Source organism: Flexivirga lutea, assembly GCF_054778955.1.
Window position 1 is genome coordinate 1,176,236 of the sequence record NZ_BAAGZB010000002.1, and the last position, 15,823, is coordinate 1,192,058.

12 protein-coding genes, 1 tRNA gene and 1 riboswitch are annotated in these 15,823 nt (G+C 68.3%); of the genes, 7 read left to right on the top strand and 6 right to left on the bottom strand.

The features are described 5' to 3' along the window. Positions 1-11 precede the first annotated feature (11 nt). Positions 12-3,431, bottom strand: coding sequence for a bifunctional proline dehydrogenase/L-glutamate gamma-semialdehyde dehydrogenase (locus ACYVBN_RS12015; RefSeq protein WP_460600717.1), 3,420 nt, complete (start codon positions 3,429-3,431; stop codon positions 12-14). 111 nt (positions 3,432-3,542) lie between these two features. Here ACYVBN_RS12015 and ACYVBN_RS12020 point away from each other — a divergent pair, with 111 nt between their 5' ends. Further along, a complete protein-coding gene (locus tag ACYVBN_RS12020) occupies positions 3,543-4,451 on the top strand; it encodes a LysR family transcriptional regulator (RefSeq protein WP_440281495.1) in 909 nt (302 codons plus the stop codon). 7 nt (positions 4,452-4,458) lie between these two features. Here the strand turns inward: ACYVBN_RS12020 and ACYVBN_RS12025 are convergent, their stop codons facing one another. The 5 genes from ACYVBN_RS12025 to ACYVBN_RS12045 form a co-directional block, all read right to left on the bottom strand. Then, a complete protein-coding gene (locus tag ACYVBN_RS12025; RefSeq protein ID WP_460600718.1) occupies positions 4,459-5,073 on the bottom strand; it encodes a TetR/AcrR family transcriptional regulator in 615 nt (204 codons plus the stop codon). 37 nt (positions 5,074-5,110) lie between these two features. Then, positions 5,111-6,334, bottom strand: coding sequence for an SLC5/6 family protein (locus tag ACYVBN_RS12030; RefSeq protein WP_460600719.1), 1,224 nt, complete (start codon positions 6,332-6,334; stop codon positions 5,111-5,113). A 29-nt stretch (positions 6,335-6,363) separates the two neighbouring features. Then, positions 6,364-7,380, bottom strand: coding sequence for a ribonucleotide-diphosphate reductase subunit beta (locus ACYVBN_RS12035; protein ID WP_460600720.1), 1,017 nt, complete (start codon positions 7,378-7,380; stop codon positions 6,364-6,366). Continuing rightward, the gene (locus ACYVBN_RS12040) at positions 7,371-9,953 is read right to left on the bottom strand and encodes a ribonucleoside-diphosphate reductase subunit alpha (RefSeq protein WP_460600850.1); all 2,583 of its coding nucleotides are present in this window, start codon (positions 9,951-9,953) and stop codon (positions 7,371-7,373) included. Before ACYVBN_RS12040 ends, ACYVBN_RS12035 begins: the two co-directional genes overlap by 10 nt. A 134-nt stretch (positions 9,954-10,087) precedes the next feature. Further along, positions 10,088-10,289: riboswitch (cobalamin riboswitch) on the bottom strand. 298 nt (positions 10,290-10,587) lie between these two features. After that, positions 10,588-10,658, bottom strand: a tRNA-Gly gene (locus ACYVBN_RS12045). A gap of 115 nt (positions 10,659-10,773) precedes the next feature. Here ACYVBN_RS12045 and dcd point away from each other — a divergent pair. The 6 genes from dcd to ACYVBN_RS12075 all read left to right on the top strand — a co-directional run bounded on the left by dcd (position 10,774) and on the right by ACYVBN_RS12075 (position 15,671). After that, positions 10,774-11,349 (top strand): dCTP deaminase, encoded by a 576-nt coding sequence (gene dcd, locus ACYVBN_RS12050; RefSeq protein WP_460600721.1) that lies wholly within the window; start codon positions 10,774-10,776, stop codon positions 11,347-11,349. Between the two features lie 10 nt (positions 11,350-11,359). Continuing rightward, positions 11,360-12,025 carry an alpha/beta hydrolase family protein gene (locus ACYVBN_RS12055; protein WP_460600722.1) on the top strand — a complete coding sequence of 222 codons (666 nt, stop codon included), beginning with the start codon at positions 11,360-11,362 and terminating at the stop codon, positions 12,023-12,025. Positions 12,026-12,125: 100 nt separating this feature from the next. Further along, the gene (locus ACYVBN_RS12060; RefSeq protein ID WP_460600723.1) at positions 12,126-13,289 is read left to right on the top strand and encodes an ABC transporter ATP-binding protein; all 1,164 of its coding nucleotides are present in this window, start codon (positions 12,126-12,128) and stop codon (positions 13,287-13,289) included. Between the two features lie 6 nt (positions 13,290-13,295). Then, the gene (locus ACYVBN_RS12065; RefSeq protein WP_440281502.1) at positions 13,296-13,940 is read left to right on the top strand and encodes an ABC transporter permease; all 645 of its coding nucleotides are present in this window, start codon (positions 13,296-13,298) and stop codon (positions 13,938-13,940) included. Further along, positions 13,937-14,674, top strand: a complete 738-nt coding sequence (locus ACYVBN_RS12070; RefSeq protein ID WP_440281503.1) for an ABC transporter permease — start codon at positions 13,937-13,939, stop codon at positions 14,672-14,674. The genes ACYVBN_RS12065 and ACYVBN_RS12070 overlap by 4 nt, the downstream gene beginning before the upstream one ends. Before the next feature lie 64 nt (positions 14,675-14,738). Beyond that, the gene (locus tag ACYVBN_RS12075; RefSeq protein ID WP_460600724.1) at positions 14,739-15,671 is read left to right on the top strand and encodes an ABC transporter substrate-binding protein; all 933 of its coding nucleotides are present in this window, start codon (positions 14,739-14,741) and stop codon (positions 15,669-15,671) included. Positions 15,672-15,823: the final 152 nt, after the last annotated feature.

Genomic DNA, 15,823 nt, shown 5'->3' on the forward strand with positions numbered 1-15,823 from the left:
TCGGCGCAGATCTAGAACAGGTCCTCCGCCAGCGGCGTCGGCGAACCGAAGCGGTGCGCCGTGACGGCGACGGCCTGCTCGTGCAGGAAGGTCAGCAACTCGATCCGGCCCGCCTCCAGCACCGGCCCCGCGTAGAGTGCGATGTCCGCGCGACCCTCGCTCGCCGTGGCGAAGCCCTCCCGGGTGCCGCCGATCAGCCGGACGCGGTGCGGCGCATCGGCGCCGCGCAGCCGAGCGGCCCACGCGTCCTGGTCCTCCTCGCGGACCGTCACGCCCGCCGAGGTCAGAGCACTTCGCAGGCCGGCTTCGAGGTCGACCCCGAGCGACACGGTCACCGGAGCACCGGCCGTCAGCCCGGCGGCGACGAGGCGCACCAGCTGCGCCGGCTCCGTCGCCTCCACCCGGATGGTCACCGGCACCGGGCGGTAGCGGAAGACGTTCTTCTCCGCCAGCAGGCCCGAGACGTCCTTGGCCGTGCCGAACTCCTGCTGCCACGCCAGTGCGTCCGACCCCGCGGCGCGGCGCACGTATTCGGCGTCGTCCCCGGTCAGGCCGGACGCCTCGACGAACCGGCGCACGGTGTCGGAGATCTCGGCCGACTCGCTCGCCATACGCGGCGTCCAGTCGGTCAGGCCGACGAGGTAGTTCGGCCCACCGGCCTTGGTGCCGGCACCGACAGCCGACTTCTTCCACCCGCCGAACGGCTGCCGTCGGACGATCGCGCCGACGGTCGTGCGGTTGACGTAGGCGTTGCCCGCCTCGACACGGTCGATCCAGGTCTCCAGCTCGCTGCGCTCCAGCGAGTGCAGGCCGGCGGTCAGGCCGTAGTCGGTCTCGTTCTGTATGGCGATGGCCTCGTCCAGGTCGGCCGCCTCGATCAGACCGAGCACCGGACCGAAGTATTCGGTCAGGTGGTATTCGGATCCACGCCGCACGCCCGTCTTCACGCCCGGCGACCACAGCCGACCCTCGTCGTCGAGTTGCCGCGGCTTCACCAGCCAGGTCTCGCCCGGGTCCAGGGTCGTCAGCGCCTTGTGCAGCTTGCCGCTCGCCGGCTCGATGATCGGACCCATCTGTGTCGTGGGGTCGCTGGGCAGGCCCACTTTCAGCGACGTGACGGCGTCGATGAGCTGGGTCCGGAAGCGCTCGGAGTGCGCGACCGAGCCGACCAGGATGCCGAGCGACGCGGCCGAGCACTTCTGCCCGGCGTGCCCGAACGCCGAGTTGACCAGGTCCTTGACCGCGAGGTCGAGGTCGGCGTTGGGCGTGACGATCATCGAGTTCTTGCCGGAGGTCTCGGCGAGCAGTGGCAGGTCGGGACGGAAGCTACGGAACAGCGCCGCGGTGTCGAACGCGCCGGTCAGGATGAGCCGGTCGACCTTCGGCGAGGAGACCAGCGTCCGCCCGACCTCGTTCTCCGGGACGTGGACCAGGCGCAGCACGTCCTCGGGAACGCCTGCGGCCCAGAGGATCTCGGCCAGCACCGAGCCGCAGCGAGCAGCCTGCGGGGCCGGCTTGACGATCACTGCCGAACCTGCGGCGAGCGCGGCCGCCATACCGCCGGTGGGAATGGCCAGCGGGAAGTTCCACGGTGGCACGACCAGGGTGAGGTTCACCGGGTGGGGCACGGCGCCGTCGACCTGCTCGAGTTGCTCGGCCAGGTCGGCGTAGTAGTTGAGGAAGTCGATGGCCTCGGAGACTTCGGGGTCGGCCTGGTCGAGCGTCTTGCCGCACTCCGACCCGGCGACCTCGAGCAGGTCACCGCGGTGCTGCTCGAAGTGGGTGGCTGCCGACCGCAGGATCGCGGCACGTTCGGCCGCCGGCCGGGCACCCCAGGACGCGCCGGCCGTCCTCGTCTCGTCGATGATCGACTCGACGGCGGCCGTGTCCTGCACGGAGTGCGCCGACACCAGGTCGATGCCCAACTGCGAGGACGCGATCCGGTCGATGATCTCGGCGCCCCAGATCCGGTTGCCGAGCAGCGAGGGGTCGGTGTCGGGCGTGTTCGCGAACCGGGTCAGTGGTGCTTCCGGCACCGGGCGGCGTCGGTCCTGCACCCGGTGCGGCGCCGGCACGTCGTCGGTCAACGCGGCGAGCGAGGCGACGAATCGGTCCTTCTCACGCTGGTAGAGCTCGGCGCTGTCGTGCAGGTCGAACACCGCCGACATGAAGTTGTCCTGGCTGGCACCCTCCTCCAGTCGACGCACGAGGTAGGAGATCGCCACGTCGAAGTCCTTCGGGTGGACCACCGGCACGTAGAGGAGCAGATCGCCGACGGTTGCGCGGACCGCCTCGGCCTGGCCTTCCGCCATACCGAGCAGCATCTCGAACTCGATGCCGTCCCGAACCCCCCTGCGCCCGGCGAGGATCCACGCATAGGCGACGTCGAAGAGGTTGTGGCCGGCGACCCCGATGCGGACGTTGGCAGTGCGCTCCGGCTGCAGGGCGTAGTCCAGGACGCTGAGGTACGACGTGTCGGTCTCACGCTTGCTGCCCCAGGTCGCCAGCGGCCAGCCGAAGAGCGAGCTCTGGGCGCGCTCCATGGGCAGGTTGGCACCCTTGACGAGTCGCACCTTGATCGGCGCGCCGCCACGTGCCCGTCGCGCGGCTGCCCACTCCTGCAGCTTGATCATCTCCGAGAGGGCGTCGGGCAAGTAGGCCTGCAGCACGATGCCGGCCTCCAGGTCGAGCAGTTCGGGCCGGTCCAGCAACTGGGTGAAGACGTCGACCGTGATCGCCAGGTCGTGGTATTCCTCCATGTCCAGGTTGATGAATTTCGGTGTGCCGCTTCCGCTTTGGGATGCCGCGTACTGATACAGCGGCAGCAGCCGGTCCACGACGTGGGCGACGGCCTGGTCGTGGGACCAGGGGGAGTGCGGTGCGACCGGAGAGGACGCCTTGATCGACACGTAGTCGACATCCGGCCGCTCGAGCAGCCGGCGGGTGCCGTCATACCGGCGACCCGCCTCGGCCTCACCGAGGACGGCCTCGCCCAGCAGATTGATGTTGAGCTTGACACCGCGCTTCTTGATGCGGGCGATCTGCCCGCCCAGTTTGGAGTCGGTCGCGTCGATGAGCAGGTGACCGACCATGCGCCGCAACACCTTCCGGGCGATCGGTATGACGACACCGGGCGCCGTGCCGGACAGCTTCGCACCGGACTGCAGCGCGGCGCGCTGGTACCAGGGCAGGAACTGCGGTGTGTTGGCGACGATCTCGCGCAAGGCCTGCGCAGCGACCCCGAAGTCCTCCGGGCGGACGACCCGGTCGACGAAACCGACGGTGAACTGCAGCCCCTTGGGGTCCTTGAGCACCTCGGCGAGCCGGGTCGCCGACGGGTGGACCGGTGTGCTGGCCGAGGCGTCGAGCCAGGCCTTCACCTGTGTCTCCACTTCGGCGACGAGTTGCGGGTCCACGGGAATGCTGGTCACGGGATACCTCTGAATTCTGTCCGGGCAAAGTGCTTCGATCCGAGTATCCGGCGTGGCTCACTTCGGGTAAAGCGACGTTTTCCGACGTATTCACTTCGGCTAACCTTAAGTATGCTCGAAGTGCGACGACTGCGGCTGCTACGCGAGCTGAGCAGCCGCGGCACCATCGCGGAAGTGGCCGAAGCGCTGCACCTGAGCCCCTCCTCCGTGTCCCAGCAACTCAGCCAGCTCGAACGCGAGGTCGGGGTGCCGCTGTTGCGCAAGGCCGGCCGCCGCCTGGAGTTGACGCCGGCCGCGGAGGTGCTGGTCGAGCACACCGAGCGCATCCTCAGCCAGTTGGAGGAGGCCGAGAGCGCCGCCATCGGCGTCTCCGGAGAAGCGTCGGGCACGTTGCGGATCGCGGTCTTCCAGTCGGCCGCCGTCGCCTTCATGCCGCGGCTGCTGGCCGAGCTGGCCGCCGCGCATCCTCGGCTGCGGGTCACCATGTCGCAGCGCGAACCGGAGGAGGGGTTGCGGGAGACCGCAGCGCACGAGTTCGACCTGGTGATCGCCGAGCAGTATCCCAATCACGCGGCGCCGCGCTATCCGTCGCTCGACCGGGTGCCGCTCACCACGGATTCGCTGCACCTCGCCGTGCCGGCCCACAGGCACGGCTTCGACCAGGTGTGCTCGATCGCCGATGCGCGCACACTGCCGTGGGTGATGGAGCCACCGGGAGCGGCATCGCGGCATTGGGCCGAGCAGCTGTGCCGGCAGTCCGGCTTCGAGCCGGACGTGCGTTTCGAGACCGACGATCTGGAGGCTCACATCGCGCTGATCGAGTCCGGCAGCGCGGTCGCCGTGGTGCCCGACCTCATGCTGGTCCGTCGCCGTCCGGCCGCCCGGCTGATCGAGTTGCCCGGCGCGCCACGTCGTTCGGTCTTCACCTCGGTGCGCAAGTCGAGTGTGCAGACGCCCGGTGTGCGTGCCTGCCGTGCCGTGCTGGCCGAGGTGTTCCCCGCGTCGGTCGAGCTGGACTGACTGTTGCTCAGGCCGTGAGCAGCCCTTCGAAGGCAATCGTCGTCAGTGCGTCGGCGATGGTGTCGGGACTGATCCGGCCGCCGGGGCGCACCCATTCGGTGAGCGAGTTGACCATGCCGAAGAGCAGCCGGCTGATCAGGTCGGCAGGGATGTCGGTGCGTATGCCGCCCTCGTCGGCCGCCTCCGCGACGAGCTGCGCGAGCTCGGCGTCCAGTTCGCGCCGCCGCTTCAGCGCGGCAACCTCGGCGGGGCTGTTGCCGCGGACGCGAAGCAGCAGCGTCACGGCAGGCAGGTGGCTGATGAGCACGTCGACGCTGCCCCGGACGGCACGACGCAACCGCTCCAGCGCGGATACCGAGCGATCCGCGCGGGCTGCGGCAACGGCTTCGGCCAGGTTGTCCAGCGCCTCGTCGAGAGCTTGTTGGAGCAGATGCTCCTTGCTCGGAACATGGTGGTAGAGAGCGGATTTGGTGAACCCAAGGCGACTGGCCAGGTCACCCATGCTGGTGGCGTCATACCCCTGCAGGTTGAACAACTCGATGGCCTCCCGCAGCACGGTCGCCTGGTCCTTGCCGGGCCGGCCCCGTCGGCGCGGTGCCGGCTCCGGTGCTGCAGTAGTCATGCTCCGAGACTGTCACACGTCGGCTGCGGCGCAGCAGTCACGCGCCGAGCAGCGGTATGGCGAGCAGGGCCAGGTCCAGCGTGACCACCACCCCCACCACTGCCCAGCACGCAGCCGTCATGGCGGGGTGGTTGCGCCATACGCCCATCACGGCACGGGACGAGGTGAGCCGGACGAGGGGGATGAGGGCCATCGGCAGTCCGATCGCGAGCGCGACCTGGGACCAGACCAACAGGTCGACCGGCGGTATGCCGCACGCGAGCAGCGCGACCGACGGGACGAGGACGGCGATCCGGCGTGCCGCCACCGGGACCCGCCGGCGTAGTAGTCCGGCCATCACGACCTCGCCGGACCGGATCCCGACAGCGGTCGAGGTGATGCCGCTGACGAGCAGCGCGAGGATGAACCCGGTCCGGGCGCCGTCCCCGACCCGGTCGGCCAGCGCGTGGGCGAGTGCTGCGAAGTCCTCGTCCTGGTGTCCGCGTAGGGCAGTGGCGCCGAGCACCAGCATCGAGACGTTCACCGTCCCGGCCACCAGCATCGCCAACGTGACGTCGATCCGGTTGTCCCGCAACCTGTGGCGCGACGTGCCGCCCTGGTCGGTGGTGAGCGCGGAGTGCAGGTAGATGGCGTGCGGCATCACCGTCGCGCCGACGATGCCGGTCGCCAGCAGGACCATCTGCTGGTCGGCCGGCCGGGGGCGCAGATCCAGCCCGGCAGGCGCCGGTCCCATCAGCACACCGAGGATGAATCCCGCTCCGATGACTGCGAGTCCGGCGACCATCACCACCTGGAAACCGCGCTCGCCGACCCGGTCACGGATCACCATGAGCCCGCCGCCGGCCACCGCCGTGACGACGGCGCCGCACCAGAGCGGCATACCGACCAGCAGGTGTATGGCGATCGAGGCGCCAACCACTTCCGCCAGATCGGTGGCGATCGCGACGCCTTCGGCCTGCAGCCAATAGAGCACGCGCGACGGGCGGTTGAGGCGCATGCTGAGCACCAACGCCATCGACTGGCCAGTGACCGCACCGAGTTTCGCCGACAGGTACTGCACCGGCCCGGCGGCCGCGACCGCGAGCAGGACGACCCACAGCAGCCCGAATCCGTACCGGGCGCCGGCGGTCGTGTTGGTAGCGATGTTGCCCGGGTCGACATATGCGATCGCGGCGACGAACGCCGGGCCGAGCCGCAGCAGCCTCGACGCCGGCGCATCCGGACCGCTCGGCGCGCGAGGCGTGGACCTCGCGCGCCGCATCGAACGGCTCGATGACGTCACGCCCAGGGCTACGATCCGGCTTGGGCGTCCACCTCGTAGCTGGTGTTGATCGACTCGAAGAAGTTGACCAGCTCCAGCGTGTCGTTCGCGGTCGCCATCCACTTCGCCGGATTGCTGACACCCCAGTGCGGTCCGAAGCCCAGCTCCTCCAGTCGGCGGTCGGCCAGGTAGCGCACATAGGTGTTGATGTAGTCGGCGTTCAGGCCGAGGATGCCGCGCGGCAGCAGGTCGCGGTTGTACTGCTCCTCCATCTCGACCGCGTCGAAGATCATCTGCTGGATCTCGTCGGCGAACTCCTGGGTCTGCAGGTCGGGGTTCTCCTCGAGCACGGTGAGGATGAGGTTGATCCCGAACTTCAGGTGCAGCGACTCGTCGCGCACGATCCAGTCGATCAGCGAGCCGAAGTTGCGCAGCAGGTTCCGCTGCCGGAAGCTCAGCGCCACCATGAAGCCGCTGTAGAACCAGATGCCTTCCAGCACAACGTTGTACGCGACGAGGTTACGCACGAAGTCGCGCTTGCCCTCGGTCGTGGTGATGTCCAGCGTCTGTTCCGCCATCCGCTGGATGTAGCGGACCTCGAACTCCTCCTTGGCGGCCATCGACGGTATGTCGACGTGGGCGGCATACGCCTCGTCACGGTCGATGGGGAAGGTCTCCAGCACGTATTCGAACGCCATGCAGTGGTTGGCCTCCTCCCACATCTGCTTGGCCAGGTAGAGGTGTGCCTCGGGCGCGCCGACATACGGGTACACGCCGAAGGCCAGCGCCTTGTTGACCAGCAGCTCGTTGGGATTGAAGTAGCTCATCAGGAAGGTGACGGCATGCCGCTCCTCGTCCGTCATCCGCTCGAAGTCGCCGAGGTCCTCCCCGAGCTGGATCTCGTGCGGGAACCACGTGTTGGCGACGGCCTGGTTGTACAGGTCGTATGCCCACTGGTAGCGGATCGGCTTGAGCAACAGGCCGTCCTGGACGCCAGTGCCGAGGATGGACGTCTGGGTGTCGGGAGTCGTGGATGTCATTGGCATGCCTCGCATTCGAGAAGTTCCTGGGGGTCGGTGGGGCAGGTGAAGCCCTCTTCGAATTCGGCGACCGGCGCGTTCTTCGGGGTTTCTGCCTGCTCGGGAGGGGGCGTCGCTGCCTTGCGCGCAAAGCCGAATCCGCTTCCGGCCCGGCCGCTTTCGACGGCCTTGTTGACCTTGACGGTCGACTGCTCCGCGCGGTGGCGCGGTTTCATGTGCAGGTAGTAGGTCGTCTTGACACCCTTGCGCCACGCGTCGACATACAGGTCGCTCATGCCACCGATGTCCCGCGACTCCAGGTAGATGTTGCGGCTGATCGCCTGATCGATCCACTTCTGCGCCCGCGAGGCGACCTGCAGGTATGCCGTGGCCGGCAGCTGGAAGGAAGTCTGAAAGACCTCCAATAGATCCTCCGGCACACCGGACACCGCCGAGAGGTCGCCGCGTGAACGCAGCAGCTCCTCGCGGATCGTGTCCCACAGGCCGCGCTCCTGCAACGCTGTGACCAGGTTGCGGTTGACCTCCAGGAACTTTCCGGACGAGGTCGTGCGCGAGAACAGTTGGGAGAACTGCGGATCCAGCCCCGGCGTGGTGCCCGCGACAAGGCCGATGGAGGCCGTCGGCGCGATCGCCATCAACGTCGCGTTCCGCACGCCGTCCTTGACGCGGGCGCGCAGCTCATCCCAGTCCAGCTGCGCGGTCCGGGGCACGTCGACCTCCACACCACGTCGCTGCTCCAGCACCTCGAGCGTGTCGATCGGCACCAGCCCGCGGGACCAGCCGGATCCCGGGAAGTTGGGGTAGGCGCCGCGCTCGACCGCCAGATCACACGAGGCGTCGATGGCGTGCCAGCTGATGAACTCGGTCAGCCGGTCGATCAGGTCGGCCGCCTCCTCCGAGGCGTAGGACAGACCCAACTTCTCCACCACGTCGGTGAAGCCCATGATTCCCAGGCCGATCGCGCGGTTCCGGTCATTGGAGTGCTCCGACTCGGGCACCGAGGAGCGCGTGATGTCGATCAGGTTGTCCAGCTGACGCACGGCGAGACGGGCGGACTCGGCGAGTCGGTCCCAATCCCAGTCCCACTCTTGGCGACGCTCATCCTCGATAGCCCGGGGTCCCCGCGAAGTATCGACGGAGGAGCGCAGCGGGGGAGTCGAACTTCGTGGGGTGGGCATCAGGTGTCGCGAGAGGTTGATCGAGGCCAGATTGCACACCGACACGTTGTCGCGGTCCTGCGGCAGCGTGATCTCGGTGCACAGGTTCGACAGGTGGATCGTGCCGGTGTTGTCGTTGAGCGCGCGCTGGTTGACGGTGTCCTTCCATGTCAGCCACGGGTGCGAGGTCGTCTGCAGCGAGACCAGGATCGATCTCCACTGCGCGCGGGCGCGGATCTTCTTGAAGGAGCGCAGCTTCCCGGCCTCGGCCAGAGCGGAATACTCCTGGTAGCGGCGGGAGAAGTCGTCGCCGACCAGCTCCACCAGGTCCGGGGTCTCCAGCGGGTCGAAGAGATACCAGTCGTCATCGGCGACGACGCGCTTCATGAACTCGTCGGACAGCCAGACCGCGGTGTTGGCGGTCCGGGTGCGTCGGTAGGGGTCGCCGGCGTTCTGCCGCAGATCGATGAATTGCGGGAAGTCCAGGTGCCAGTTCTCCATATAGAAGCACAGCGCCCCGAACTTCTTCCCGCCGCGGGAGACGGCCCGCAGGATCGAGTCGATGGTGTGCATGAAGGGGATCGGCCCGGTGGACGAGGTGTTGTTGCTGCGGATCGGACTGCCTTCCGAGCGCAGTTTGGAGACCGAGAGGCCGATGCCCCCGGTGCCCTTGGTCAGCCACATGACGTCGCGCATCGACTTGGCGATGTGCTCGATGTCGTCGTCCATCTGCATCACGAAGCAGTTGGACAGTTGCGGGGTGACGGTGCCGGCGTTGACCAGCGTCGAGCCGGCCGCCAGGTAGTCCAGCGACGCCATCTTGCGGTAGAAGCCGATCGCGGCCTGGGTCGGGTCCTTCTCGCCCACCGACATACCCATCGCGACACGCATCCAGAAGTATGCCGGGACCTCGAGCGGTCGACGACTGGAATCCGTTGCCATGTAACGGTTCTTGAGGGTGACGATGCCGATGTAGCGCAGCCCGTCGTCCAGGTGGTGGTCGAGCGCGGCCGCGAGCTGCTCCAGGTTGAACGCCGACGCCAGCCGGGGATCGAAGAGCCCGTCCTCGACCGACTCGCGGACGTAGCCGGGGAAGCGCGCCTGGTGCAGCAACGCAAGCTCGGACTGGGTCTCGAAGTCGCCCAGCACCTTCTTGTAGATCGTCTTGAGCAGCAGACGGGAGGCGATGACGTCGAAGTCGGGGTCGTCCTTGACGTTCTGCACCGCGACCGAGATGGCGGCTTCGTCGAGTTGCTCGGTGGTGATGCCGTCGAAGAGGGTGATCGCCAGCTCCGAGGCGATCTGCATAGTCATCGACATGGCGTTCGGCAGGCCGTCGGCCGCCCTCTCGATCGCCCGGTTGATGCGGTCTGCGTCATACGGCTCGCGCGAACCGTCGCGTTTGGTGACGTGTATGGCCACGTGCGGTGTCTCCCGTCTGTCCTCGCTGGTCGTCCGGCGAGGAGGGACGGCGAGCGGGCAGCGCACGCAGATGGGGCATGCCACCGCTCGTTCGTCAGCCCTTCCCGCGCGGGCTGCGGTCGGACCCGTCCACGAACGTGAACGGGGCAGTGGCAGGTCTTCGGACTCGTGACTCCGTGCCAGACGCACACCTACTGGTCGTCGCTTCCCGGGCTGGTCGGCCCAGTGCTGATGACGACGTTCGTCCTCACTCACCGCTGCGGGGGCAGTGCCGGAATCTCACCGGCTTCCCTCTTTCCTCGGGCACGATCGACGACCACCGTGGCGGTCAGTGTCCGTGCCCGAACCAACTGCGTGAGACACATTATCTAGTGGTGGCGACTTTGCCAAGACCCAACATGCTGTAGTTGCACGCATGTAGTTTCGACGGTGTCAAATCGGCAGAACGGCGCGAGCCCGAGCCGCAGGCGGGCGGTGCGGAGTCGAACCGGGGAGGTGGTGAGCGACCAGCGTTGGCGACGGAAGGGCGAGTGGACGGTCCGCGAGACAACGGTCGGCGCGGCTGCGGCGCGGGGCGAGCGAGCCCGAGCCGCAGGAGGGCGGTGAGGAGTCGACCGCAAGAAACGCAGTGAAGAGCGAGTGACGAGAATCGAACTCGCGTATTCAGCTTGGGAAGCTGATGTTCTACCATTGAACTACACTCGCGTGCCGCGAAAGCCGCTCCCCTGACACGCTGCCGCGGGGGCGATTTCGGACCGGCAGGAGTCTAACCCACGCGCGGCGCCACCGGCGCACGGGCCCGCCGGGTAGCGTGACCCCCGTGCTGCTCTCCGACCGCGACATTCGCGCCCAGATCGACGCCGGACGCGTGCGTCTCGACCCGTATGACGAGACGATGATCCAGCCTTCGAGCATCGACTTCCGACTGGATCGCTTCTTCCGGCTGTTCGACAATCACAAGTATCCGTTCATCGATCCGGCCGCCGAGCAGGACGAACTGACCCGGCTGATCGAGACCGACGCGGGCGAGCCGTTCGTGCTGCACCCAGGGGAGTTCGTGCTCGGCTCGACCTACGAGCAGGTGACGCTGCCGGACGACGTCGCCGCACGGGTGGAGGGCAAGTCGAGCCTGGGCCGGCTGGGCCTGCTCACCCACGCGACCGCCGGCTTCGTCGACCCGGGGTTCTCCGGCCACGTGACCCTGGAGTTGTCCAATGTCGCGACCCTGCCGATCAAGCTGTGGCCGGGCATGAAGATCGGCCAGCTGTGCTTCTTCCAGCTCAGTAGTCCGGCCGAAAGCCCTTATGGCAGCGCGAAATACGGCTCTCACTACCAAGGCCAGCGGGGCCCGACCGCGAGCCGGTCCTACGACAACTTCCACCGGTCGCAGCTGTGAGCGCGACCGCATGAGGCCCCGCTTCGAGGTCGGTCCGGCGCACGCGCAGGTGCGACCGGAGGCACACCCCTTCCTCACGCTGCCGGACGGCAGGCACCGCCCGGAGGCGATCGCCCTGCTGCTGCACGGCGGCGCCGAACACGGTCTGCAGCGCACCTTCAAGGCCAGCCCCCCGGTGCTGCGGATGGTGGCCGTCGCGCGCAGCATCGAGCACAGTGCCGGCGGCCGCATCGCACCCGCGGTGCTGCGCGACGCGGTGCGCGGATACAACGGTGACGCCCGCTCACCGGTCGTGGATGCTCGGTGGGCGCTGGGGCGGTTGCACGAGCTCTACCCGGGCGTGCCGCTCGCGCTGGTCGGTCATTCGATGGGGGGTCGGGTCGCACTCGAACTCGCCGGCTGCGAGGGGGTGGTCAGCATCGTCGGTATGGCGCCGTGGATCCCGCGGCAGTACGACGTCGAGCCCTTCCTCGGCCGACACACGCTGCTGTTGCACGGCCGCAAGGACGTCATCACCGATCCGCGGGAGAGCTCACGGCTCGCCGGCCGGATCGTCGCGGCGGGCGGGGACGCGCGCAGCGTCCAGTTGCCCGACGCCCACGCGATGCTGCTGCGAGCGCGCGCGTGGCACCGCCATACGAACGAGTTCCTGCAGCAGACGCTGCTGCGTCCCTGACCTCGCAGCCTCGCAGCGTGCGAGAAAGGCATCGCTCGCCGGGCACGTTGCCGGGTCTGACGTGACAGGATGTCGGTGGCCTGCACTACGTTGGGTGACCATGATCCGCTTCGAGCAGGTGGTCAAGCAGTACGCCGACGGTGCGACCGCCGTCGACGACCTGTCCTTCGATGCCCCGACCGGCCAGATCACCGTCCTGGTGGGACCGTCCGGGTGCGGCAAGACGACGTCGTTGCGGATGATCAACCGGATGATCGAGCCCACCAGCGGCAGCATCTCCATCGACGGTGAGGACGTCCAGACCTTCAATGCCGCGAAGCTGCGCCGGGGCATCGGTTACGTCATCCAGCACGCCGGCCTGTTCCCCAACAAGCGGGTCGTCGACAACGTGGCGACGGTGCCGCAACTGCTCGGCACCCCGAAGGCCAGGGCGCGCGAGCGGGCCCGCGAGGTGCTCGAACTCGTCGGGCTGCCAGGGCGGTTCGCCGACCGCTGGCCGTCACAGCTGTCCGGCGGTCAGCAGCAGCGCGTCGGCGTCGCCCGCGCGCTGGCCGCCGACCCGCCGGTGATGCTGATGGACGAGCCGTTCAGCGCCGTGGACCCGGTGGTGCGGGAGCAACTGCAGGACGAGTTCCTGCGTCTGCAGCGGGACCTCGGCAAGACGATCGTCTTCGTCACCCACGACATCGACGAGGCGCTCAAGCTCGGCGACCAGATCGTGGTCATGCGGGTCGGCGGCCGACTGGCCCAATTGGCAGACCCGGCATACCTGCTCGCCCATCCGATCGACGACTTCGTCGCCGACTTCATCGGCCGGGACCGCGGATATCGAGCGTTGACCTTCGCCGAGACGCCGCCGCTGCCGTTGGCTGCAGAGGTCACGGTGCCGTTGGGCACGACGCCCGAGCAGGCCCGGGCGGCAACGGACGACGAGTGGCTGCTCGTGGTGGACGACGGCCGACCGGTCGGCTGGATCCAGCCGTCGGTGATCACAGCACCGATCGACCCGGCGATGCTGCACCGCGGCGGCACGGTGGCTCGCGCTTCGGGCCCGTTGCGTTCGGCGCTCGATGCGGCGTTGTCGTCACCCAGTCGTCGCGGCGTCATTGCTGCCGATGACGGCAGGCTGCTGGGCACCGTCCGCGCGCATCAGGTGCTGCAGGCGATCGAGGCCACGGACCGCCCCGAGGTCGACGAGGCCGACATCGCGCCGCAACAGGCCGTCGACACCGCCGCCACCGTCAACGCCTCGCACGGCGAGTAGCCACCGGTGTTCTCCTTCATCCAGGACCACTGGTCCGACATCCTCAGCCGCGGCGTCGAGCACGCGTGGCTCGCCGGATTCCCGCTGGTCATCGGCCTGCTGATCTCGCTGCCGCTCGGCTGGCTGGCTCGTCGCGCGTCATGGCTGCGGGTCCTGCTCGTCGGCGGCTCGAGCCTGCTCTACACGATCCCGTCGCTCGCGCTCTTCGTGCTGATGCCGCTCATCGTCGGGACCAGCATCATCGCCCCGATCAACGTCATCATCGCGATGACGATCTACACCCTGGCGCTGCTGGTCCGAACGGTGGCCGACGCACTGGGTGCGGTCTCGGAGGAGACGACACAGGCGGCGATCGCCATGGGATACACCCCGATCCGCCGCTTCTTCGGGGTCGAGCTGCCGCTCGCGGTGCCGGTGATCTCCGCCGGTCTGCGGGTCGCCGCCGTCAGCAACGTCGCCATCGTGAGCGTCGCGGCGTTGCTGGGCATCCGCCAACTCGGGTTCTACCTGACGGACGGCTACCAGACCAGCTACTGGGCGGAGGTCTGGACCGGAGTGGTCGGCTGCCTGGTGCTGGCGCTGATCTTCGACCTGGTGATCCAGGCGATCACCCGGCTGCTGACGCCGTGGCAACGAGCGGTGTCCGCATGACGGGGTCCGTATGGCGCTGGCTGACCGATGGCGCGCACTGGCAGGGCGACACCGGCATCCTGCACCGGTTGCTGGAGCACCTGCAGTATTCCGGCGAGAGCCTGCTGATCGCGGCGCTGATCGCACTGCCGATCGGCGCGTTGATCGGGCACACCGGCAAGGGCAAGTGGATCATCGCGGTGGCCAACGCCTTCCGTGCGATCCCGAGCCTCGGCCTGCTCTTCGTGGTCGCGATGTGGTTCGTGTCCCGCCTCACCGGGGACTCGGCCTACCTCGTCCCGACCGTGATCGTGCTCGTCATTCTTGCCATACCGCCGCTGCTGGCCGGTGCCTACAGCGGCGTCAGCGAGGTGGATCCCGCGGCGCGCGACGCGGCATACGGCATGGGCATGTCGGGCCGTCAGGTGCTTGCCCGTGTCGAGTTGCCCTGCGCCCTGCCGCTCATCTTCTCCGGTGTGCGCAGCGCGGCCCTGCAGATCATCGCGACGGCCACGATCGCGGCGGCGATCAGTGTCGGCGGCCTCGGCCGTTACCTGATCGACGGCCTCGCCAACTCCGATTACGCGCAGATGGCGGGTGGGGCGATCCTGGTCGCCGCGCTCGCGCTGGTCGTCGATGGGCTCCTCGCCGTCCTGCAACAGGTCAGCGTGCCGGGCGGTCTGCGCACCTCCGGGGCGTCCCGCCGGAGGTCGCGCACGACGGCCGCCGCAGCCGAGTCCGCACACGCCGCCTGACTCCGACGGCATGCACGCACCTCACGACCATTCCCAGGCCAATCACCGAGATGAAGGAACCATCATGAAGCGCACACTCTCCGCGACCGCTCTGGGCATCGCCGCGACGCTGGCGCTCGCCGCGTGCGGTGGCGGCAGCAGCAATCCGCTCGGCACGGGCTCCGGCTCGAGCGCCGCGGTGCCGACCGGCGGGGCCGAGGCCGGCACGATCCACGTCGGCGCCGCGAACTTCCCGGAGTCGCAGCTCATCGCCGACATCTATGCCGCGGCGCTCAACGCCAAGGGCCTCAAGGCGACCACCGGGGACCCGATCGGCGCCCGCGAGGTCTACCTGAAGGCGTTGCAGCAGGGCTCGATCGACCTGGTCCCCGAATATGCCTACTCGTTGCTGACCTTCTACGAACCGTCCGCCACCCAGACGGCGCCCGACGCCGTCCGGGCCGCGCTCACCAAGAAGCTGCCGGCAGGCGAGATCGTGCTCGACGCGGCCGCGGCCGAGGACTCCAACACGGTCACGGTCACCAAGGAGACCGCCGACAAGTGGGGCCTGCAGACGATCGGCGATCTGGCCAAGCACTCCAGTGAGGTGACGTTCGCCGCGCCGGCGGAGTTCCAGACGCGCGAGCAGGGTCTGAAGGGCCTGAAGGAGAAGTACAACCTGGTGCCGAAGAGCTTCCGGGCACTGCAGGGCACCGCCATCGTGCAGGCGCTGAAGAACGGCCAGGCGCAGGCGGCGAACATCTTCACCACCGACCCGTCGATCAAGGCCGACGGTTTCGTGGTGCTGAAGGACCCCAAGCACGTCTTCGGTAGCGACAACGTTGTGCCGCTGATCCGCAAGGCGAAGGCATCCGCGAAGGTGCAGTCGGTGCTCAACGCAGTGCAGGCCAAGCTGACCACCGACAAGCTGGCGGCCATGGACAAGCAGGTCCAGGTCGATCACAAGGATGCGGCGAGCGTGGCCAAGCAGTTCGTCTCGGACAACGGCCTCGGCTGATCCGTTCCCGCTGGGTCCGAGCGCTGGGTCGCTGCACCGGGTCCCCTCCGTGCCGGCTGCCGGCCGTTCCCGTCAGGGGAGCGGCCGGCATTGCCGTGCTGCCATTCAGGAAACTGAGTGAGTGCTCACTCAGTTGTGTTAGCGTGCGATGT

Bases quoted from the DNA above. Each gene is read 5' to 3' on its own strand.
- ACYVBN_RS12060 (WP_460600723.1), top strand. From the start codon at position 12,126: ATGATCCGCTTCGAGCAGGTGGTCAAGCAGTACGCCGACGGTGCGACC.
- ACYVBN_RS12020 (WP_440281495.1), top strand. From the start codon at position 3,543: ATGCTCGAAGTGCGACGACTGCGGCTGCTACGCGAGCTGAGCAGCCGC.
- ACYVBN_RS12070 (WP_440281503.1), top strand. From the start codon at position 13,937: ATGACGGGGTCCGTATGGCGCTGGCTGACCGATGGCGCGCACTGGCAG.
- ACYVBN_RS12075 (WP_460600724.1), top strand. From the start codon at position 14,739: ATGAAGCGCACACTCTCCGCGACCGCTCTGGGCATCGCCGCGACGCTG.
- ACYVBN_RS12055 (WP_460600722.1), top strand. From the start codon at position 11,360: ATGAGGCCCCGCTTCGAGGTCGGTCCGGCGCACGCGCAGGTGCGACCG.
- ACYVBN_RS12035 (WP_460600720.1), bottom strand. From the start codon at position 7,380: ATGCCAATGACATCCACGACTCCCGACACCCAGACGTCCATCCTCGGC.
- ACYVBN_RS12025 (WP_460600718.1), bottom strand. From the start codon at position 5,073: ATGACTACTGCAGCACCGGAGCCGGCACCGCGCCGACGGGGCCGGCCC.
- ACYVBN_RS12030 (WP_460600719.1), bottom strand. From the start codon at position 6,334: ATGCGGCGCGCGAGGTCCACGCCTCGCGCGCCGAGCGGTCCGGATGCG.